Source organism: Pedobacter frigidisoli, from assembly GCF_004331675.1.
Taxonomy (GTDB): Bacteria; Bacteroidota; Bacteroidia; order Sphingobacteriales; family Sphingobacteriaceae; genus Pedobacter; species Pedobacter frigidisoli.
Window position 1 is genome coordinate 122,776 of the sequence record NZ_SJSN01000011.1, and the last position, 16,335, is coordinate 139,110.

Sequence of the window (16,335 nt, forward strand, 5' to 3'; positions counted from 1 at the left end):
CGCCCCTTGATTTTAGGAAAAACAAATAAAAAAAATAAAAAAGTAAAATAGAACGATGAGAAAGTTAATTAACGTATTCTTTGTAGCAGCAGGTTTATTGTTTACAGCGAATATGGCAAGTGCGCAACAGAAATTAGGTCACATTAATTCGGAAGAGGTTTTTGCAAATCTTCCTGAAGCTAAAGCGGCCCAAACCACATTAGAAACTTTAGGTAAAACCTTACAAGCTAGTATTGATGGGATGATAAAAGAATATCAAACTAAATTGGCAGCAGCCCAAGCTAAGGAGAAAACATTAAGTGAAGCTAATAAAGAAGCAGTTGGTAAAGAATTACAAGTTGCTGGTCAAGAATTACAAGATTTAGAAAAACGCATTACTGATGCTCGTACAAAAGCATCTCAAGACGTTGGTACAAAACAAGGTGAATTATTCCAACCTATTCAAGCTAAGGTTGCAACTGCAATTTCTGCTGTAGCTAAGGAAAAAGGTTTAGCTTACGTTTTCGATATCGCAAACGGACAAGGTGGTAATAACCTAGTTTTCTGGGAAGGTGGCGATGATATCACCGGAGCAGTTAAAACTAAGTTAGGAATTACTGCAACTGCAGCAAAAGCACCAGCGCCTAAGAAATAAGTTTGGAATTTTTAGTTTGGAGGCGTGAGTTTCCTTGCTAGTTAAAAAAAATATAGCGGAATTAAGTTTAACTTAGTTCCGCTTTTTTGTTTTAAAGATTTTATATTAGGAGTAAGATATACCTTGTGATAGCGATTTGTTTGGTGTTAAATATTTAGGTTAACCTGATTGCAATAAACCTGACAGTAGCGAGCATGAGTGCCGATTTTTCTTCGGCATGAGTAAAGCGAATGGCAGGGCTTGCGTTACCAAAATGTACCGAACCTTGCTTTACAAATCATTATTCGGTAGGGCAATTTTAACCTTATAAAAAGATAAACTATTTTAATGCAACAGACATCACCCATTGGTATTTTCGATTCTGGTTACGGCGGCTTGACTGTTTTTCGCTCTATTGCAGATCAATTGCCAAACTACAATTATATCTATCTAGGCGATAATGCCCGTTCACCTTATGGAGATCATTCTTTCGAAACCATTTATAAATATACCTTGGAATGTGTGGAATGGCTTTTTGCCAAGGGATGCCACTTAGTTATTCTGGCCTGCAATACAGCCTCAGCAAAAGCCTTAAGAACCATCCAACAAATAGATTTGCCTGCAAAATATCCTGATAGGAGGGTTTTGGGCGTAATTAGGCCAACAGCTGAAGTTATTGATGGCTACACAAAAACTAAAAAGGTTGGCGTAATGGGTACTCGTGGAACGGTAAACTCACAATCTTATCTTTTAGAGATTAATAAGTTTTTTCCAGACATTAAGGTTTATCAGCAAAGTTGCCCAATGTGGGTTCCACTAATCGAAAACAATGAACATCTGCAATTGGGAGCAGATTTTTTTATTAATGAATATTGTAAACAATTAATGGATCAATCTGGGGAGATTGATTGTGTCTTATTGGCCTGCACCCATTACCCATTGTTAATGCCAAAACTTAAGCAAGTATTTCCAGCGCACATTAACATTTTAGCGCAAGGAGAAATTGTGGCCAGTAGTTTAGTCGATTATTTGGGAAGACATCCCGAGATCGAGGAAAAATTGGGTAAACAAGGAGAGAAATCTTTCTACACTAGTGGAGATCCCTCAGCTTTTGATGAACACGCTTCTATCTTTTTTGGAGCTGAGCTGAAAAGTAACAAGATGTAGAAGTTATGCAAGCATAATATAGGCCATTAAATGCAATCATCATGCCTTAGACTACGCTTCATTTACAGATAGGCATGCACTTAGTGAGGTCTAGCGTGGTCGTCATTGCGAGAAACTATTCTTCATAGTTTCGTGGCAAACTCATTGCTACTAGTATATTAGAAAGCGCAAGGTGGAGATTGCCATCCCGAAACATAGGGAATGAAATCGGAGAATATTCTCGCAATGACGGAAAACATCAATGGTAGGATGACTACGGTTCTTAGTTAGGGCTTAAATTCTTCCTGCTCAGCAATGCAAACCTTACTTTGGAAGTTTTTCTACTCGAGTCAGAATCGTAGGAGAAGATAATGCATCTAAGAAAGCAACAACAGCATCTTTTTCTGCTATGCTCAATTTTAAACCTTTTAATAATTTATCATTTTTAGGAAGTAATGGATCATTCTCTTGTTCTGCCCTAACGCGTTGAACAGGCATGCCAATATTGTACATATTCATTACACCATCCATATCTGGAAACAATCCATTATGAAACCAAGGTGCTGTTTTCATTACATTTCTTAAACTTGGCGTTTTAAATTTCCCAACATCCTCTGGTTTCTTGGTAACGTTATATAAGCCAAGGTCTTCGTATTTACGCTTAAAGTATGTTAAGCCATCATTATGGAATTCATTATCTGTAAATAGTGGGCCATTGTGGCAGTTGATGCAACGAGCCTTAGTACGGAATAAATGTAAACCCAGTATTTGCTGATCTGTTAAGGCTTTTTTATCTCTTGCCAAGAAACGGTCAAAAGGTGTACGTCTGCTTACAATGCTGCGTTGAAAGGTTGCCAAACTTTCAAAGATTCTTTTGTTGCTGATGGTTTTTGATCCAAATGCATCAGAAAAATAAGGTTGATAACCTTTTATTTTACTCAGCTTTTTAGCCAGGGCTTTCATGTCTTGATGCATTTCATTATGTGCCGCTACAGGGCTTTCTGCCTGTTCTTCCAAACTTGCCGCTCTGCCATCCCAAAACAAGCGTTTGTAAAACCAAACGTTTTCTAAAGATGGTGCATTTCGAATATTCGTTAAATGATCATGACCAACGGAAACCTGGCGGCCATCTGTCCAATGTAGATCTGGAGCGTGGCAACTTGAACACGAAATTTGGTTCGACCCAGATAAGCGTGGATCGAAGAAGAGGATTTTGCCCAACTCCACAACCTTTTTAACCGAATCATTTTTAAGGTCTACAGGAGAGGGTGGAAGCTCTCCAAGCTCTTGAAAAACAGCGCCCTTATCTACGTTTGGTTTGGGCCACTGGTCGGTTGTTTTTGAATAAACCTTGCGCAAACTATCTATACTCAAATCATCTTCATCATTAAAATCGGCAGATTGAAAAGAAAATATAATTAGCGCAGTGAGGATTAAGGCAAGCGTAAGAAAAACTTTATTCATGGGCTAAAAATACAGATTTAGGCTGATATTGGAAGAAAAACGATCTTTTCCAGGAGCAGATGTTAACACTCTACCAAAGTCTTTTAAATTATCTCTTCTCCAATAGCCAACGCCAATCTTAATTCCTGCCTGTATTTGTTTAAACATTGGTATACTATAATCGGCCGTTAAATTACCTCCGAATTTAGATGTGGTATTGTAGGCATAGTCATAGTATATTACATTTCGAGTAAATACTCCTTCATTTACTAAAAGAACATTAAAGTCAGAATCTAGGTATTGATTATATAGGGCTGTTGCGTTAATACCCCAAATATGATTGTTTTTATTCTGATGACTTAAACCATAACTAAGCGAATAGTTTAATTGATTAAAACGAATGTCATTGCCTGCGATACCATCTTGTTTACGTTCTTCATATTTACTTAATCCAAAGCCAAAGTAGTGTGTAAATTGTTTTTTTGATATTGTGTAGCGACCTCTAGCAGCGATTGTATTATTTCTATATAAGTAACTGTTAGCTAAATAAGCATCTAAGTAGTTATCTCCATCATTGGTTGTATATTTTAAATCTACAGATAACGAATTGGCAGCAATTCTTTTTAGCCAAAAAAGGCGATAGTTCTGATTTACTAAGTTGAAACTGTTATAATTTATAATGCCACCATCATATCTGTAATTAAATTTTTGTTTTTCTTTAGAAGTTTGAAAAGTAAAATTAAAGCTCCCTACATTATCATTATCGAACGTTATGTAACCATCAAAGCCATCTCTTTTTTGGTTGTTTTGAAATGTTCTTCGCTCATTATATTCTTCACCTTCACCATAGCCATTTATTAAATAATTGGTATACTCAGGAATTACTCTGCCTTGAGAAAGACTACTGTTTTTATATGCAACATTTACTTTTTCTAAACCATATCCATATCTGTAAGCTGCTCCAATTGCTAGCTCTTTAGTAATATTATATCCAATTGAGCCAACAAGATTTAATTGATAATCACTTATTTCTCCACGAGGGTCATTTGTAGAATAATGATTACCTATTCTGTAATCAGCACCTAAGCCAATTGGTAAGTTATTGCCAAGTAAGTTTTTGCTAGCAAGCGCACTCAAGTTATAAACTGTTCTTTGATAATTTAAATTTTTAACTGAACCAAAATAATATGGGTTTGCTAAATTGTTTCTAGTTTGGTGCGAAAATGATGTGCTATCTTCGACAGATCTATTGTAAGAAAACAAACCCCACAATGTTATAGATTTTAATTGCGAAACGCCCTCGGTACTTAATGCTGTATTATTAAGTTGTGTTGCATCCTGAGCTTTCATCAAGTGTCCTTTTTCGAAAACTTGGCCAATTTTTAAGCTGTTAAATTTTAATGGCATTAATTTTTTGATAAAAAAGGGACTTGATTTTGCAAATTCATATGCACTGAATTTTGTTGAATCTGCAGAAAATTGTTTGTTTTTTGTTGCTACATCCACAGCATCGTCAACTTGTGCTGATGCAGTAAATGTTGTAAAAAAAACTAAAAACATATATAGAACGATATTCTTCATTTTTATTTTGTTCGGTATTTTGAAATGAGATAATTATTTAAATCCCCTAGGATTGGCAAGTGTTAGGTAGTCAAAATCCTCTGCTGAGTTATTTGTGTCTTTTAAAATTATCCTTCCATTTACTGTACTTTCTGTTTTTCTAATCACCGATTGTGATGAATATATCCCATTTGGTACATAAGTATATAGGGCATCCAAGTTTGCAACAAGCTTTTTAGGTACTCTAGATGTTGCCACATTTGTTTGAGTCTCCACGGCATCTATTATAAGAGAACGCGGAATTTGATAAAATTTATCGGCATTTGCACTGGGTGCGGCAATTGTTGGATAAGGATATTTTGGTAGATCTTTAATAGGAGTTGAACCTGTATTCTTAAATATTACATACCCCATTCTACCGCTTGTTTCTAAAATCAAATCTGTTCCATTGTATGATAAAACTTCTACATTTGATACCAAAGGATTGTCCACATCGGAAGCTAAAGGTTTAGCAAGAAATGGTGCGTAATAGGCTTCGAAGTCTGCACCACTTAAATCAATTGTTAGAGAGGGGTCTCTTGCAGAAATAGTTTTTCCATCAGAACCAGTAAAAGGTGCTTTGTGGTTAACGGCGGTTTGTGCTAATATAATACTCGTTCCGGGCTTAACCGGGTATTGCTTTCCTGTTCCTGGAATCATCAACAGCGCCCTGGCATAAACATAATCGTTGTTTGCATCAATATTTGTAGGCATGCCTTGCGCCTTGCTCCAATCGTATTGACTATTGGTTTGTCTGTAAATATTGGTAGCTGTAAAATTCTGGATGCCTAATGCTTCTCCTATGTATAGACTATCTGCATATAATACGGAGTCAGAATTGTTGTATATCTCAATAAATTGATCTCTAAAAGATGCACCAGTTGTTGTATTGGACCCGGCAAAATAGATTTGCTTAATGGCCCATGGACCCGTTGGGCCAGAAATAAGTTTTAGATTGATGCTCTGATCGTTTTTAATGGTGATCGTTCTGGCTTTTTCTGAAGCATTAAAAATAACATTTTTATCTACAATTTCTCCTGTTAGCGTACTGTACTCAGTCGCTGAAATTTCGATTGATGCAGAAATATCATAGCTTCCGGGAGAAATGGAATCTAATGAAAATGTACCATCAGTTTTAGTGAAGTAATAATTTTCCTTATTATTCTTATTGTTCTTAAATGTAAGTTTCACTTTGGCAATTGGTAAAACTTTTGCTAAATCAGCCGATGCATAAGAAGTGATAACTTTAAACTGCACTGGATGAATTTCTGGTACATCTCCCTGATATTTTTTGCAGGCATTAAATAACAATGCAATTACAGCTAATACGAATATTAATTTTTTCATAACCTATAGTTTGATGGATAATTCAGCACCAAATGTTGGGCTGGTATTTGGATACTTGTAAGTGCCGATTTGTGTAGTATAATAGGGGCTGTGATTAAATACATTATAAACGTTAAAGGCAAATTTGAAACGTTTTTTAATTTCCTTAGCTATACTCATGTGGTAATTCGCAACAATACGTGGAAGATTAGATTCCGCTTGTTCTTCAGGAGAGAGATACAGATGGCCGTAAGAAGTATTATTGCGGTCGAAATTTGTAATTACTATATATTGATTATCTCTAGTAAAATAGCCAATAGGAATGTTTGAGCTTTCTGTATTAACAATTTTATCTACAAGTTGGAACTCTGCAATAAATGAAACAACTAAACTCAATTTTGGAATATGGGTTAAACTCGTAACCCTACCATTACTGAAGTAAGCTTTGGTATTGTTTGGCTCATACACCCCAATAAAAGCATAATTTGGATCGTTTGGAAGAGTTGTTGGGATTTTACTGCTTAGTGTATTCGAAATTGATTTACTCGCTGTTTTAAAAAATCCACCACTTAAATTGAATGATGTTTTAATTTCTTTAATTTCTGGCGTATTCAAAATCGCCTCGAAACCTTGGTTATCTGAAGATAGATCATTTTTGAAACTAAAATAGTTTATTGCGTAAGCTTTTACACCTGTTTGGGTGATAGTTGGTTTGGCACCAGCATTAAGTGCTGCTGTATAAGTTGGCAGAAATATACTTTGTAGATTTTGAACTGTAGATATACCGTCTCTTGATTTTTTGTTAAAGGCAGTTAATGAGAGATTAAACTTGCTAATCTTAATCTGCGCTGAGAGTTCGATGCTTTCACTTTTTGATGGCCTCAAACCTGTGTTGGTTGGTTCGTATCTTTCTACGTAAACTAAATAAGTACTTTCATTAACTTTGCCATTATAGGCATTCAACAAAGGGATTTCAAAGAATGTTGGTCCTGGATAACGTTGCGCTAAACCTGGCGATTTATATGATAAACCATAAGCAACACCAAACCTCAAATTTTTATTTACCTCATAGTTAATGTTCGTTCTTGGAGATAGTGATGCGTATCCATTCTGAATATCAGTTCTTATACCTGCACGAACATTTAATGGTTTACCCAATACTGTAGTTGTAAAAAGATCTTCTGCATAAAATCCAAGATCTTTTTGGCCAAGTGCCAGGCGAAAATCATAATAGCGTTCTGAGCTTTTCGTTCCCAATGATGTACTTGCAACTCTTGTGGTTCCCCTCGGCTCATTAGGATCAATAGTTTGTCCTAAACCCTTGTTTGCACTATAGCTAAAGCTTGTTCCAAAAGATAAATTATGTACCAAGTTGCCAGTCGAGAAACCTCCAGTAAAATCAAGATTAGCTGATGCTGTAATAGGACGACCATCTATGAGTGACTTGGCAGTATAGACACCAGAATCATAATAGCCCTCGTGTATTCCTGTAGTCGTTGCCGTAGAATATAATACATAAGCATCATTTACCAATTCTTCTTGATAGCTAACTTGATGGCCTTCAGCATATCTTAAATTTAAACCTATGTTTTTTAAGAAACCGCTGCTAAAACGATAATTAGTTCTATTTGCTACACTAAAATTCCAGCTGTCAAACTTAGTCCTTGTGCTTTTTTCATCATCTGGATCGAATTTAATACCATCTAGGTTTCTGCCGTAATCTAAACTAAAAGTATTTTTTAGCTGTTTAGTTTTACCCAATGAATTTGTCCACATCGCATTTCCGTTAATACGCCTATATGCTTTTAGTTTATCGCGATTATCTTGAAATGAATTCACATAATTAACCCCAACATTAACTGATCCATATTTTGGGCTTATTTCAAAACCTTTGGAAAAGCCATATGATGTGGCATTATCACGCAGTTGCATGCGAACATACGCAGGAGATTTACCTGCTTGGCGCTCAATAACAATAGCGCCATCAGTTAAATCTCCGTACTTGGCAGGTGCTACACCGGCAATGACTTCAATACTTTCAATATTATCAGCAGGGATTTGTCTTAAATCTGTTCCTCCGAAAGTATAATCTCCCGTGTAGTTATTTTTATCGTCGCCTGTTCCTCGAATGCCGAATGATCCACTAGTAACGAAAGAAGCACCTACACCACCAGCTCTACCAGGATTGAAACTTTGCATATTTGCATTGTTGCTCAAAGTATTTCCATCCATAATTATTGCAATACCGAATGCATTATTTAATTCGAAACTTCCTTTTCCATTCGTACTCGGTTTATAGGCTGCTCTTAAATTAATATTTTGTACGTTTTGCAGAGATGGTGGTTGAATCTTTCGATTGGGAATTTGATTTAATAAATCGTTTACACTTAATGCAGGAGTTTGCTCAATTAAATCCCTAGTAATAATTAACGATGAATTGGTTTGCCCTGTGTAATTCCTTTTGGCATTGATCTCGATATTTTCCAAACTTAAGTCGAGCACATTCAGCTTAACGTTGCCTACATTAGTTTCCCCAGCTTTAACAGTTACGGGAACTCTTAATTTTTGGAAGCCGATATATGAAAATTCTAGTGTTAAAATGTTGTTCACCTTTGAACCATTTACTAGGAAAACACCTTCTTTATTAGTAATGGCATATTGATTGGTCTCAATAATTTTAATATTGACCAGCTCCAATGGTTTGTTTTGTGGGTCGATCACTTTTCCAGTGACCACGTTTTGTGCCTGCGCCATCCCGACGAAGCAAATGAAAACGAGAAATAATAAAATGTAAGGTTTCTTCAATTTAGATTAATTCTTAATTATTCCGCAAAGATGTTAAATTAACACTCATTAACAAAACTATTTAGACTAATTCCAAATAATTTAACATTTGTAGCACTACGTTTACATACTGTCTTTTGTTTCAAATTAACCTCATCGTGACAAAAGAAAATACATTTGTTTAGGTAGTGATGGTTTAAAAGGATAACTTTGCGGCTTCAAACCCACACAATGAGTGATCAGATAAAACACGAATGCGGAATCGCTTTTATTCGCCTGTTAAAACCACTTTCTTACTACCAGCAAAAGTACGGTACAGCACTTTACGGCCTTAACAAATTATACCTTTTAATGGAAAAGCAGCATAACCGAGGCCAGGATGGCGCAGGTATTGCAACCATTAAGTTGGATATGAAACCAGGCAGTAGGTACATCAGCCGATACCGGAGCATGGCTTCGAACGCGGTAGCAGATATCTTCGAATACGTACAGAACAAGTTTGTAGATATTCAAGAAAACACACCTGAATTAATGCAGGACACAGAGTGGCTCAAAAACAACGTAAGCTTTATAGGCGAGGTGTTAATGGGCCATTTGCGTTATGGTACACACGGTAAAAACAGTATCGAAAATTGCCATCCTTTTTTAAGGCAGAACAATTGGATGACGCGTAACTTGGTTATTGCAGGTAACTTCAACATGACTAACGTTGATGAATTATTAGAGCAATTGTACGAGTTAGGTCAGCACCCAAAAGAAAAAGCGGATACCGTGACAGTTCTTGAAAAAATCGGTCACTTTTTAGATGATGAGAATCAAGAGCTTTTCGATGAGTACAAAAAAGAGGGACATGATAATGTGGCCATCACTCAAAAAATTGCTGATAATTTAAATATTGCAAATATTCTTCGTCGCTCCGCTAAAACCTGGGATGGTGGATATTCAATTTGCGGTATGGTTGGCAATGGTGATTCTTTCATCATGCGTGATCCAGCTGGAATTCGTCCGGCTTATTATTATTATGATGATGAAATTGTAGTTGCAGCTTCAGAAAGACCTGCCTTACAAACTGCATTTAACATTCAGTTTAAAGATGTTAAGGAGATCGACCCTGGTCATGCATTAATTATTAAGAAAAACGGTGAGGTAAGTATGGAGCAATTCCGCGAACCTACCGAAAGATTGTCTTGCTCATTCGAGCGCATCTATTTCTCTAAAGGAAGTGATGTAGAAATTTATCGCGAACGTAAACAGTTAGGTCGTTTATTAAGTGATAAAATTCTTCAGGCCGTTAATTACGATCTTAAAAATACGGTATTCTCATTTATTCCGAATACCGCAGAGGTGGCTTTCTTTGGGATGGTTGATGGGGTTCAGCGATACGTTCGTCAGCATCAAAAAGATACGTTATTGCACCGCAAAGAGCAATTATCTGATGAGCAATTAGATGAATTGTTGTCAATGGCGCCAAGGGTAGAAAAGCTTGCCGTTAAGGATGTAAAACTGAGGACTTTCATTACCCAAGATGCTGATCGAAGTGAAATGGTTGCTCACGTTTACGATACAACCTACGGTATTATCAACAACCATCAAGATACTTTGGTGGCCTTGGATGACTCTATTGTCCGTGGTACTACGTTAAAACAAAGTATTATCAAAATTGTAGATCGGTTACATCCCAAGAAAATTATCATTGTTTCTTCAGCACCGCAAATTCGTTACCCTGATTGTTATGGTATCGATATGAGTAGGATGGGGCAGTTTGTGGCTTTCGATGCCGCTATTCAATTGCTAACCGAACGCGGAATGTGGCAGATTATCGAAGATGTTTATACAAAATGTAAAGCGTCTTTACTTCTACCAAAAGAAGAAATTATAAATCACGTTAAGGAGATTTATAAACCTTTTACTCCTGAAGAAATTTCAGCAAAAATTGCACAGATTATTACGCCAAAAGGCACAGTTGCAGAGGTTGAGGTGATTTATCAGAGTTTAGAAAACTTGCATGAGGCTTGTCCGAAAAATAAGGGAGATTGGTATTTCTCTGGAAACTATCCAACGCCTGGAGGTAACAAAGTGGTAAACAAGGCTTTTGTAAACTGGAAAGAAGGAAATAATCAAAGGGCTTATTAACCTTGGTCATTTTAAAAAAATAATAGATAGCTCACATTTTATGTGGGCTATTTTTTTGCTTCAATATTTTGAGGAACGGGACAAATTTTATCAAATATTTAGCAAAGTGCATTAAGATTACTACCTGCGTGGGAAAGACGGGCGTTCATTCTAATACCATGTTATAAACGCCAGCCATAAACTCTCGTCATCCTCAGTTTGAATGGGGATCTTGATGCAAAAGGTAAATGCATTGAAATCAAATATTAAAGATGCTGAATCAAGTTCAGCATGACGATCGCCTAAAGCAATTTACGTGAACGATCGCCTTAAAGCAAAACATAAGGCCAAATTACACGAGCGGTCATTATTCCCACCAACTTCAAGCGGACGTCATCCTTAGCTTGAATGGGGATCTTGATAAAAGAAACAATATACCTAAACGTTAGGCTTGAAAGATGCTGAATCAAGTTCAGCATGACGATCGCATTAAGCAAAATACGAGAACAAATTATTTGAACGGCCATCATCCTCAGCTTGACTGGTGATCTTAAAGATTGATGAATTCAAGCAATGATTTGAGTCTACACGAAAAATTTTGTTGCTAGTCTTTTTTGAACTGATGAATGGAATTCAAGGTAGGAAACCTATTTCAATAAACCTGACATTCGCGTAAAGCCCCGAGGCAATCTTTATTTGCCGAGGACTTGCAGCATTGGCAGGACTAACATTAATATTAGCAATGCCCTAGCTTTACTAATTTTTAAAAACACTAAGCATAAAACTGAATGTAAGTCTTATAAATTAACCAGAATGCAAATATTATGATGATTACACCAGCGATCTTGTTAAGTGCTTTCAGGGCATCTTCCTTTATTTTGTAACGTAATTTGCTGGAGTAAAAGCTTTTGGTAGCATCGATACTCAACTGTGTTGCCATTGCGATGAAAAAGCAAACTAGTTTTTCATTCAACATATTATTTAGTTTTACTGATATGATGCCACTTACAATAATCCAAAACATTAAGGTAGAGGGAGTGAGGATGCACATAAAAAATCCCTTTATTACAAAGCCCCTTTTACTCACCTTTTGCAGGGTTTTACTATCATAATTTACGGTGATTTTCGAAACTAAATAATAGATACCAACCGCAAGTAGAAAGATACCACCAATGGTACCTACATATTTATCAAAACTGGCTTTATAATCGAAAAACTGGCTACCAAAAAGTACTAGGGCAATAAGGATAATATCACTAATTATTACACCAATAGCTAAAGAAAACCCGGCCATAAAGCCTCTTTCTATACTGGTTTTAATCATTGCAAAAAATACTGGACCTGTTAAAAACGACGAAATAATCCCTGCCCCAATACCTAATAATATGGCTTCAAACATGTATTGTATTGTTTATAATATGCGAATATGCAATTTTATAGCTAAACATATGGCATTTATTTTTGTTGCATTAGTTGCATAAAAGTTACCCTTTTTTAATTTTTTTTTATTTATGTTTAGCCCCACTAAAACTAATTTTAAAAATGAGTTCAGAACAGACACAAACCAAGTGGGGGCAATTTATTCCCTTAGTTACCGTATTCTTTTTTTGGGGCTTTGTTGCCGCTAGTAATGATATTTTGATCCCTGTTTTTAAGAAAGCTTTTGATTTATCTCAAGCCGAAAGTCAGTTGGTTTCATTAGCATTCTATATTGCTTACACCGTTGGTGCATTAATATATAACGGTATTTCTGTTTTAATGAAACAGGATATTGTTAATAAATTAGGGTATAAAAACTCTCTTGCACTTGGATTAGTTATTTCTGCACTTGGAACACTCTTGTTCTACCCAGCAGCAAATCTTCATTCATTTCCTTTAATGCTTTCAGGCTTATTTATTGTTGCTTTAGGTTTCTCACTACAGCAAACTGTAGCTAACCCATTGGCAATTGCATTGGGGCCTATTACAACAGGTTCGCAACGCTTAACGTTGGCTGGAGGTATTAATAATTTTGGAACTACCATTGGTCCACTTATTGTAAGTTTTGCTATTTTTGGTTCGGCTGCAAATGCTACAACTAACATTAGCATTGAAAGTGTTAAGATTCCTTATTTAATTTTAGGTGTTGCATTTATAGCTGTTGCTATTTTCCTAAAAATGTCTTCACTTCCCGATCGACCAACTTTAGTAGAAGCTACATCTGACGATACTAAATCGATTAAGGGGTCTGCATTGAAATATCCTCAATTGGTTTTGGGTATGATTGCCATTTTCGTTTACGTGGGTGTAGAAGTTTCTACGGCAAGTAATTTACCTGCGTATATGGAGAAAGATTTAGGTTTTGCTATTAAGGATATCGCACCCTATATTTCGCTTTATTGGGCAAGTATGATGATTGGCAGGTGGACTGGTGCTGTTGAGGCTTTTACTGATAATATCAGTACCCAAAAGGTATTAAGATTTATTGCGCCATATTTAGCATTTGGCATTTTCTTAGCTGTTAATGCCATAGCCAAGCATGATTTAGCACCATTTTATGTTTATGGTTTAATCATTTTGGTATTAATAGGAGCAGATATGGCTAGTAAAGGTAATCCTGCTCGTATGCTATTAATATTTTCAACAATAGGAATTATCGCATTATTGATTGGAATGTTTACTAAGGGAATGGTAAGTGTTTATGCCATTACAAGTGTTGGTTTATTCTGTAGCACTTTGTGGCCTTGTATTTTCACTTTAGCGGTGAGTGGTTTAGGTAAGCATACCAGTCAAGGTAGTAGCTTCTTAATCATGATGATTATGGGTGGCGGTATTATTAGCTGGGCTCAAGGGGCAGTTTCTGAGTTCACTGGTATTCAATATAGTTATGTAGTTGGCATTATTTGTTTTGCTTATTTGGCATTTTATGCTTGGAGAGTTAGTGGGATATTGAGATCTCAAGGAATAAGTTTCGATAAAAAACTTTCTGGCGGACATTAATTTTTATAAAGTATTTTTACAGCCACAAAGATTAATTTCTTTGTGGCTTTCTTATTTTAACGATGAAAGACATTAAACCCAGCTTTGATACCATATTCATGAATCTGGCTACTGATTTAGCCGCCCGTTCGCATTGCGTACGTGCACATGTTGGTGCAGTTTTAACAAAAGATACTAGAATTATCTCCATCGGTTATAATGGTCCGCCGGCTGGAACTCATAATTGTGATGAAGAATGGCCAGAACACGGCTGTGCCAGAGATAGCAAAGGCAGTTGTTCGCTGGCCTTACATGCGGAGGAAAATGCAATTTTATATGCTTCCAAAAATGGATCAAAAATAGAGGGATGTACGCTTTACACCACTTTATCTCCTTGCATTGCTTGTGCAAGATTGATTTTATCTTCAGGAATTAAGTTGGTTTATTATTCGAAATCTTACGCAGCTTATAAAGGTTTGCCTAGTGATGAAGGCGTGGATTTCTTAAGAAAGTTTGGGGTGGAAGTGAAGTTGATGGAATCGGAGGTATGATTGGTTAACTGCTTGAATTGGTTTAGTAGTTCAGTTTGAAATCTTAATAACTAAAAGAAGTTTGCAGGGCGGCTTAGCATGAAAGATGCTGAAGTAAATTCAGCATGACGAAATGGCGAGCCAATTCGTCCTAAAAGTACTTTCAATTTAAATATTAATCGAACTCAGGTTATATCGTAATTTTGCTAGCAATTAGGCAATAAAACAATTTAACAATTCCCTTTCTTTATCTATCTTTGCGGATGCAAGAAAAAATCATAATCGTCGATTTTGGTTCGCAGTTTACACAACTCATAGCCCGTAGAGTTCGCGAACTAAATATTTACTGTGAAATATATCCATTCAATAATCTTCCCGAAATTACTGAAGATGTAAAAGGTGTTATCTTTTCAGGTAGCCCATACTCTGTTCGTCAAGATGATGCTCCTCAAATTGACTTAGCTAATTACCACACGAAATACCCATTATTGGCCGTTTGTTATGGCGCTCAATATATCGCTCAACAATCAGGTGGCGATGTTCAACCCTCTTCTACGCGTGAGTATGGTCGTGCCAACTTGAGTTTTGTAAATCAAGAAAATAAATTATTTAAGGGAATTAATATCGATTCGCAAGTGTGGATGAGCCATGGTGATACCATTACCAGCATTCCAGAAAATTTTGAATTAATTGCCAGTACCGATAGTGTAAGGGTTGCAGCTTATCACATCAAAGATTCTAATACGTATGCCATTCAGTTTCATCCTGAGGTAACGCACAGTATTGATGGTAAGGTTTTATTGGAAAACTTCCTTGTAGATATTTGTGGTTGTAGCCAAGATTGGACTTCTGCAGCATTTATTGAAACTACAATTGCCGAATTACAAGAAACCTTGGGTAACGATAAAGTTGTTTTAGGTTTATCTGGTGGTGTTGATAGTAGCGTTGCTGCCGTTCTTTTACACAAGGCAATTGGCACAAACTTACACTGTATTTTTGTTGATAATGGCCTTTTGCGAAAGGATGAATACGAACAGGTGCTTGAGCAATACAAACACATGGGCTTAAACATTAAAGGAATTGATGCAAAGGATCGTTTTTTAAGTCAGCTTGCTGGATTAAAAGACCCTGAATTAAAACGTAAGGCTATTGGCCGTGTATTTATAGAGGTTTTTGATGATGCTGCGCATGAGTTGACTGGTGTAAATTGGTTGGGTCAAGGTACAATTTATCCTGATGTAATCGAGTCGATCTCAGTAAACGGACCATCAGCAACAATTAAATCTCACCATAATGTTGGCGGTTTGCCAGATTTCATGAAATTGAAAGTAGTTGAGCCTTTAAAAACCTTATTTAAGGATGAGGTTCGTAGAGTGGGTAAGGCCTTAGGAATTGATGATGTGATTTTAGGTCGCCACCCTTTCCCAGGTCCAGGTTTGGCCATCCGTATTCTAGGTGATGTAACTCCAGAAAAAGTAGAAATTCTTCAACATGCAGATGCCATTTATATTCACGAGTTAAAAGCTGCTGGTTTATATGATAAGGTTTGGCAGGCAGGAGCAATCTTTTTGCCAGTGCAATCTGTTGGTGTAATGGGCGATGAACGTACTTACGAAAACGTAATCTGCTTACGTGCTGTAGAATCAGTAGATGGTATGACAGCAGATTGGTGTCATTTACCATACGATGTTTTAGCGAAAATCTCTAATGAGATCATCAATAAGGTAAAGGGTATCAATAGAGTTGTTTATGATATCAGTTCTAAACCACCTGCTACTATTGAGTGGGAATAATTCAGGTGGGAGTTTTCAGTTTGGAGTTTTC

11 protein-coding genes are annotated in these 16,335 nt (G+C 36.4%); 6 read left to right on the top strand and 5 right to left on the bottom strand.

Annotated elements, in window-relative coordinates; all coding sequences use genetic code 11:
- Nucleotides 1-55: 55 nt before the first annotated feature.
- Both EZ449_RS15010 and murI read left to right on the top strand, forming a co-directional pair.
- Entirely contained in the window at nt 56-634 is a 579-nt protein-coding gene (locus EZ449_RS15010; protein WP_131560255.1) for an OmpH family outer membrane protein, read from the top strand.
- Nucleotides 635-961: 327 nt separating this feature from the next.
- Complete coding sequence (gene murI / locus EZ449_RS15015) at nt 962-1,780, top strand: glutamate racemase (RefSeq protein ID WP_131560257.1); 819 nt, start codon at nt 962-964, stop codon at nt 1,778-1,780.
- Nucleotides 1,781-2,083: 303 nt separating this feature from the next.
- On the opposite strand, the gene EZ449_RS15020 is transcribed toward murI, so the two are convergent.
- The 4 genes from EZ449_RS15020 to EZ449_RS15035 are packed head-to-tail and all read right to left on the bottom strand — an operon-like array spanning nt 2,084 to nt 8,932.
- Nucleotides 2,084-3,223 (bottom strand): cytochrome-c peroxidase, encoded by a 1,140-nt coding sequence (locus tag EZ449_RS15020; RefSeq protein ID WP_131560259.1) that lies wholly within the window; start codon nt 3,221-3,223, stop codon nt 2,084-2,086.
- 3 nt (nt 3,224-3,226) lie between these two features.
- A complete protein-coding gene (locus EZ449_RS15025) occupies nt 3,227-4,783 on the bottom strand; it encodes a DUF6850 family outer membrane beta-barrel protein (protein WP_131560261.1) in 1,557 nt (518 codons plus the stop codon).
- 33 nt (nt 4,784-4,816) lie between these two features.
- Nucleotides 4,817-6,148, bottom strand: a complete 1,332-nt coding sequence (locus EZ449_RS15030) for a DUF4876 domain-containing protein (RefSeq protein WP_131560263.1) — start codon at nt 6,146-6,148, stop codon at nt 4,817-4,819.
- A 3-nt stretch (nt 6,149-6,151) separates the two neighbouring features.
- On the bottom strand, nt 6,152-8,932 hold the full coding sequence (locus EZ449_RS15035; RefSeq protein WP_131560265.1) for a TonB-dependent receptor domain-containing protein: 2,781 nt from the start codon (nt 8,930-8,932) through the stop codon (nt 6,152-6,154).
- 210 nt (nt 8,933-9,142) lie between these two features.
- Between EZ449_RS15035 and EZ449_RS15040 the strand changes: the two genes are divergently transcribed.
- Nucleotides 9,143-11,044 (top strand): amidophosphoribosyltransferase, encoded by a 1,902-nt coding sequence (locus EZ449_RS15040; protein ID WP_131560267.1) that lies wholly within the window; start codon nt 9,143-9,145, stop codon nt 11,042-11,044.
- Nucleotides 11,045-11,795: 751 nt separating this feature from the next.
- Here the strand turns inward: EZ449_RS15040 and EZ449_RS15045 are convergent.
- A complete protein-coding gene (locus EZ449_RS15045; RefSeq protein WP_131560269.1) occupies nt 11,796-12,422 on the bottom strand; it encodes a LysE family translocator in 627 nt (208 codons plus the stop codon).
- Nucleotides 12,423-12,565: 143 nt separating this feature from the next.
- Here EZ449_RS15045 and EZ449_RS15050 point away from each other — a divergent pair, with 143 nt between their 5' ends.
- The 3 genes from EZ449_RS15050 (at nt 12,566) to guaA (ending at nt 16,304) form a co-directional block, all read left to right on the top strand.
- Nucleotides 12,566-14,002 carry an MFS transporter gene (locus EZ449_RS15050; RefSeq protein WP_131560271.1) on the top strand — a complete coding sequence of 479 codons (1,437 nt, stop codon included), beginning with the start codon at nt 12,566-12,568 and terminating at the stop codon, nt 14,000-14,002.
- A gap of 62 nt (nt 14,003-14,064) precedes the next feature.
- Nucleotides 14,065-14,532: a deoxycytidylate deaminase gene (locus EZ449_RS15055; RefSeq protein WP_131560273.1), complete on the top strand. Its 468-nt coding sequence runs from the start codon at nt 14,065-14,067 to the stop codon at nt 14,530-14,532.
- A gap of 242 nt (nt 14,533-14,774) precedes the next feature.
- On the top strand, nt 14,775-16,304 hold the full coding sequence (guaA, locus tag EZ449_RS15060) for a glutamine-hydrolyzing GMP synthase (protein ID WP_131560275.1): 1,530 nt from the start codon (nt 14,775-14,777) through the stop codon (nt 16,302-16,304).
- Nucleotides 16,305-16,335: the final 31 nt, after the last annotated feature.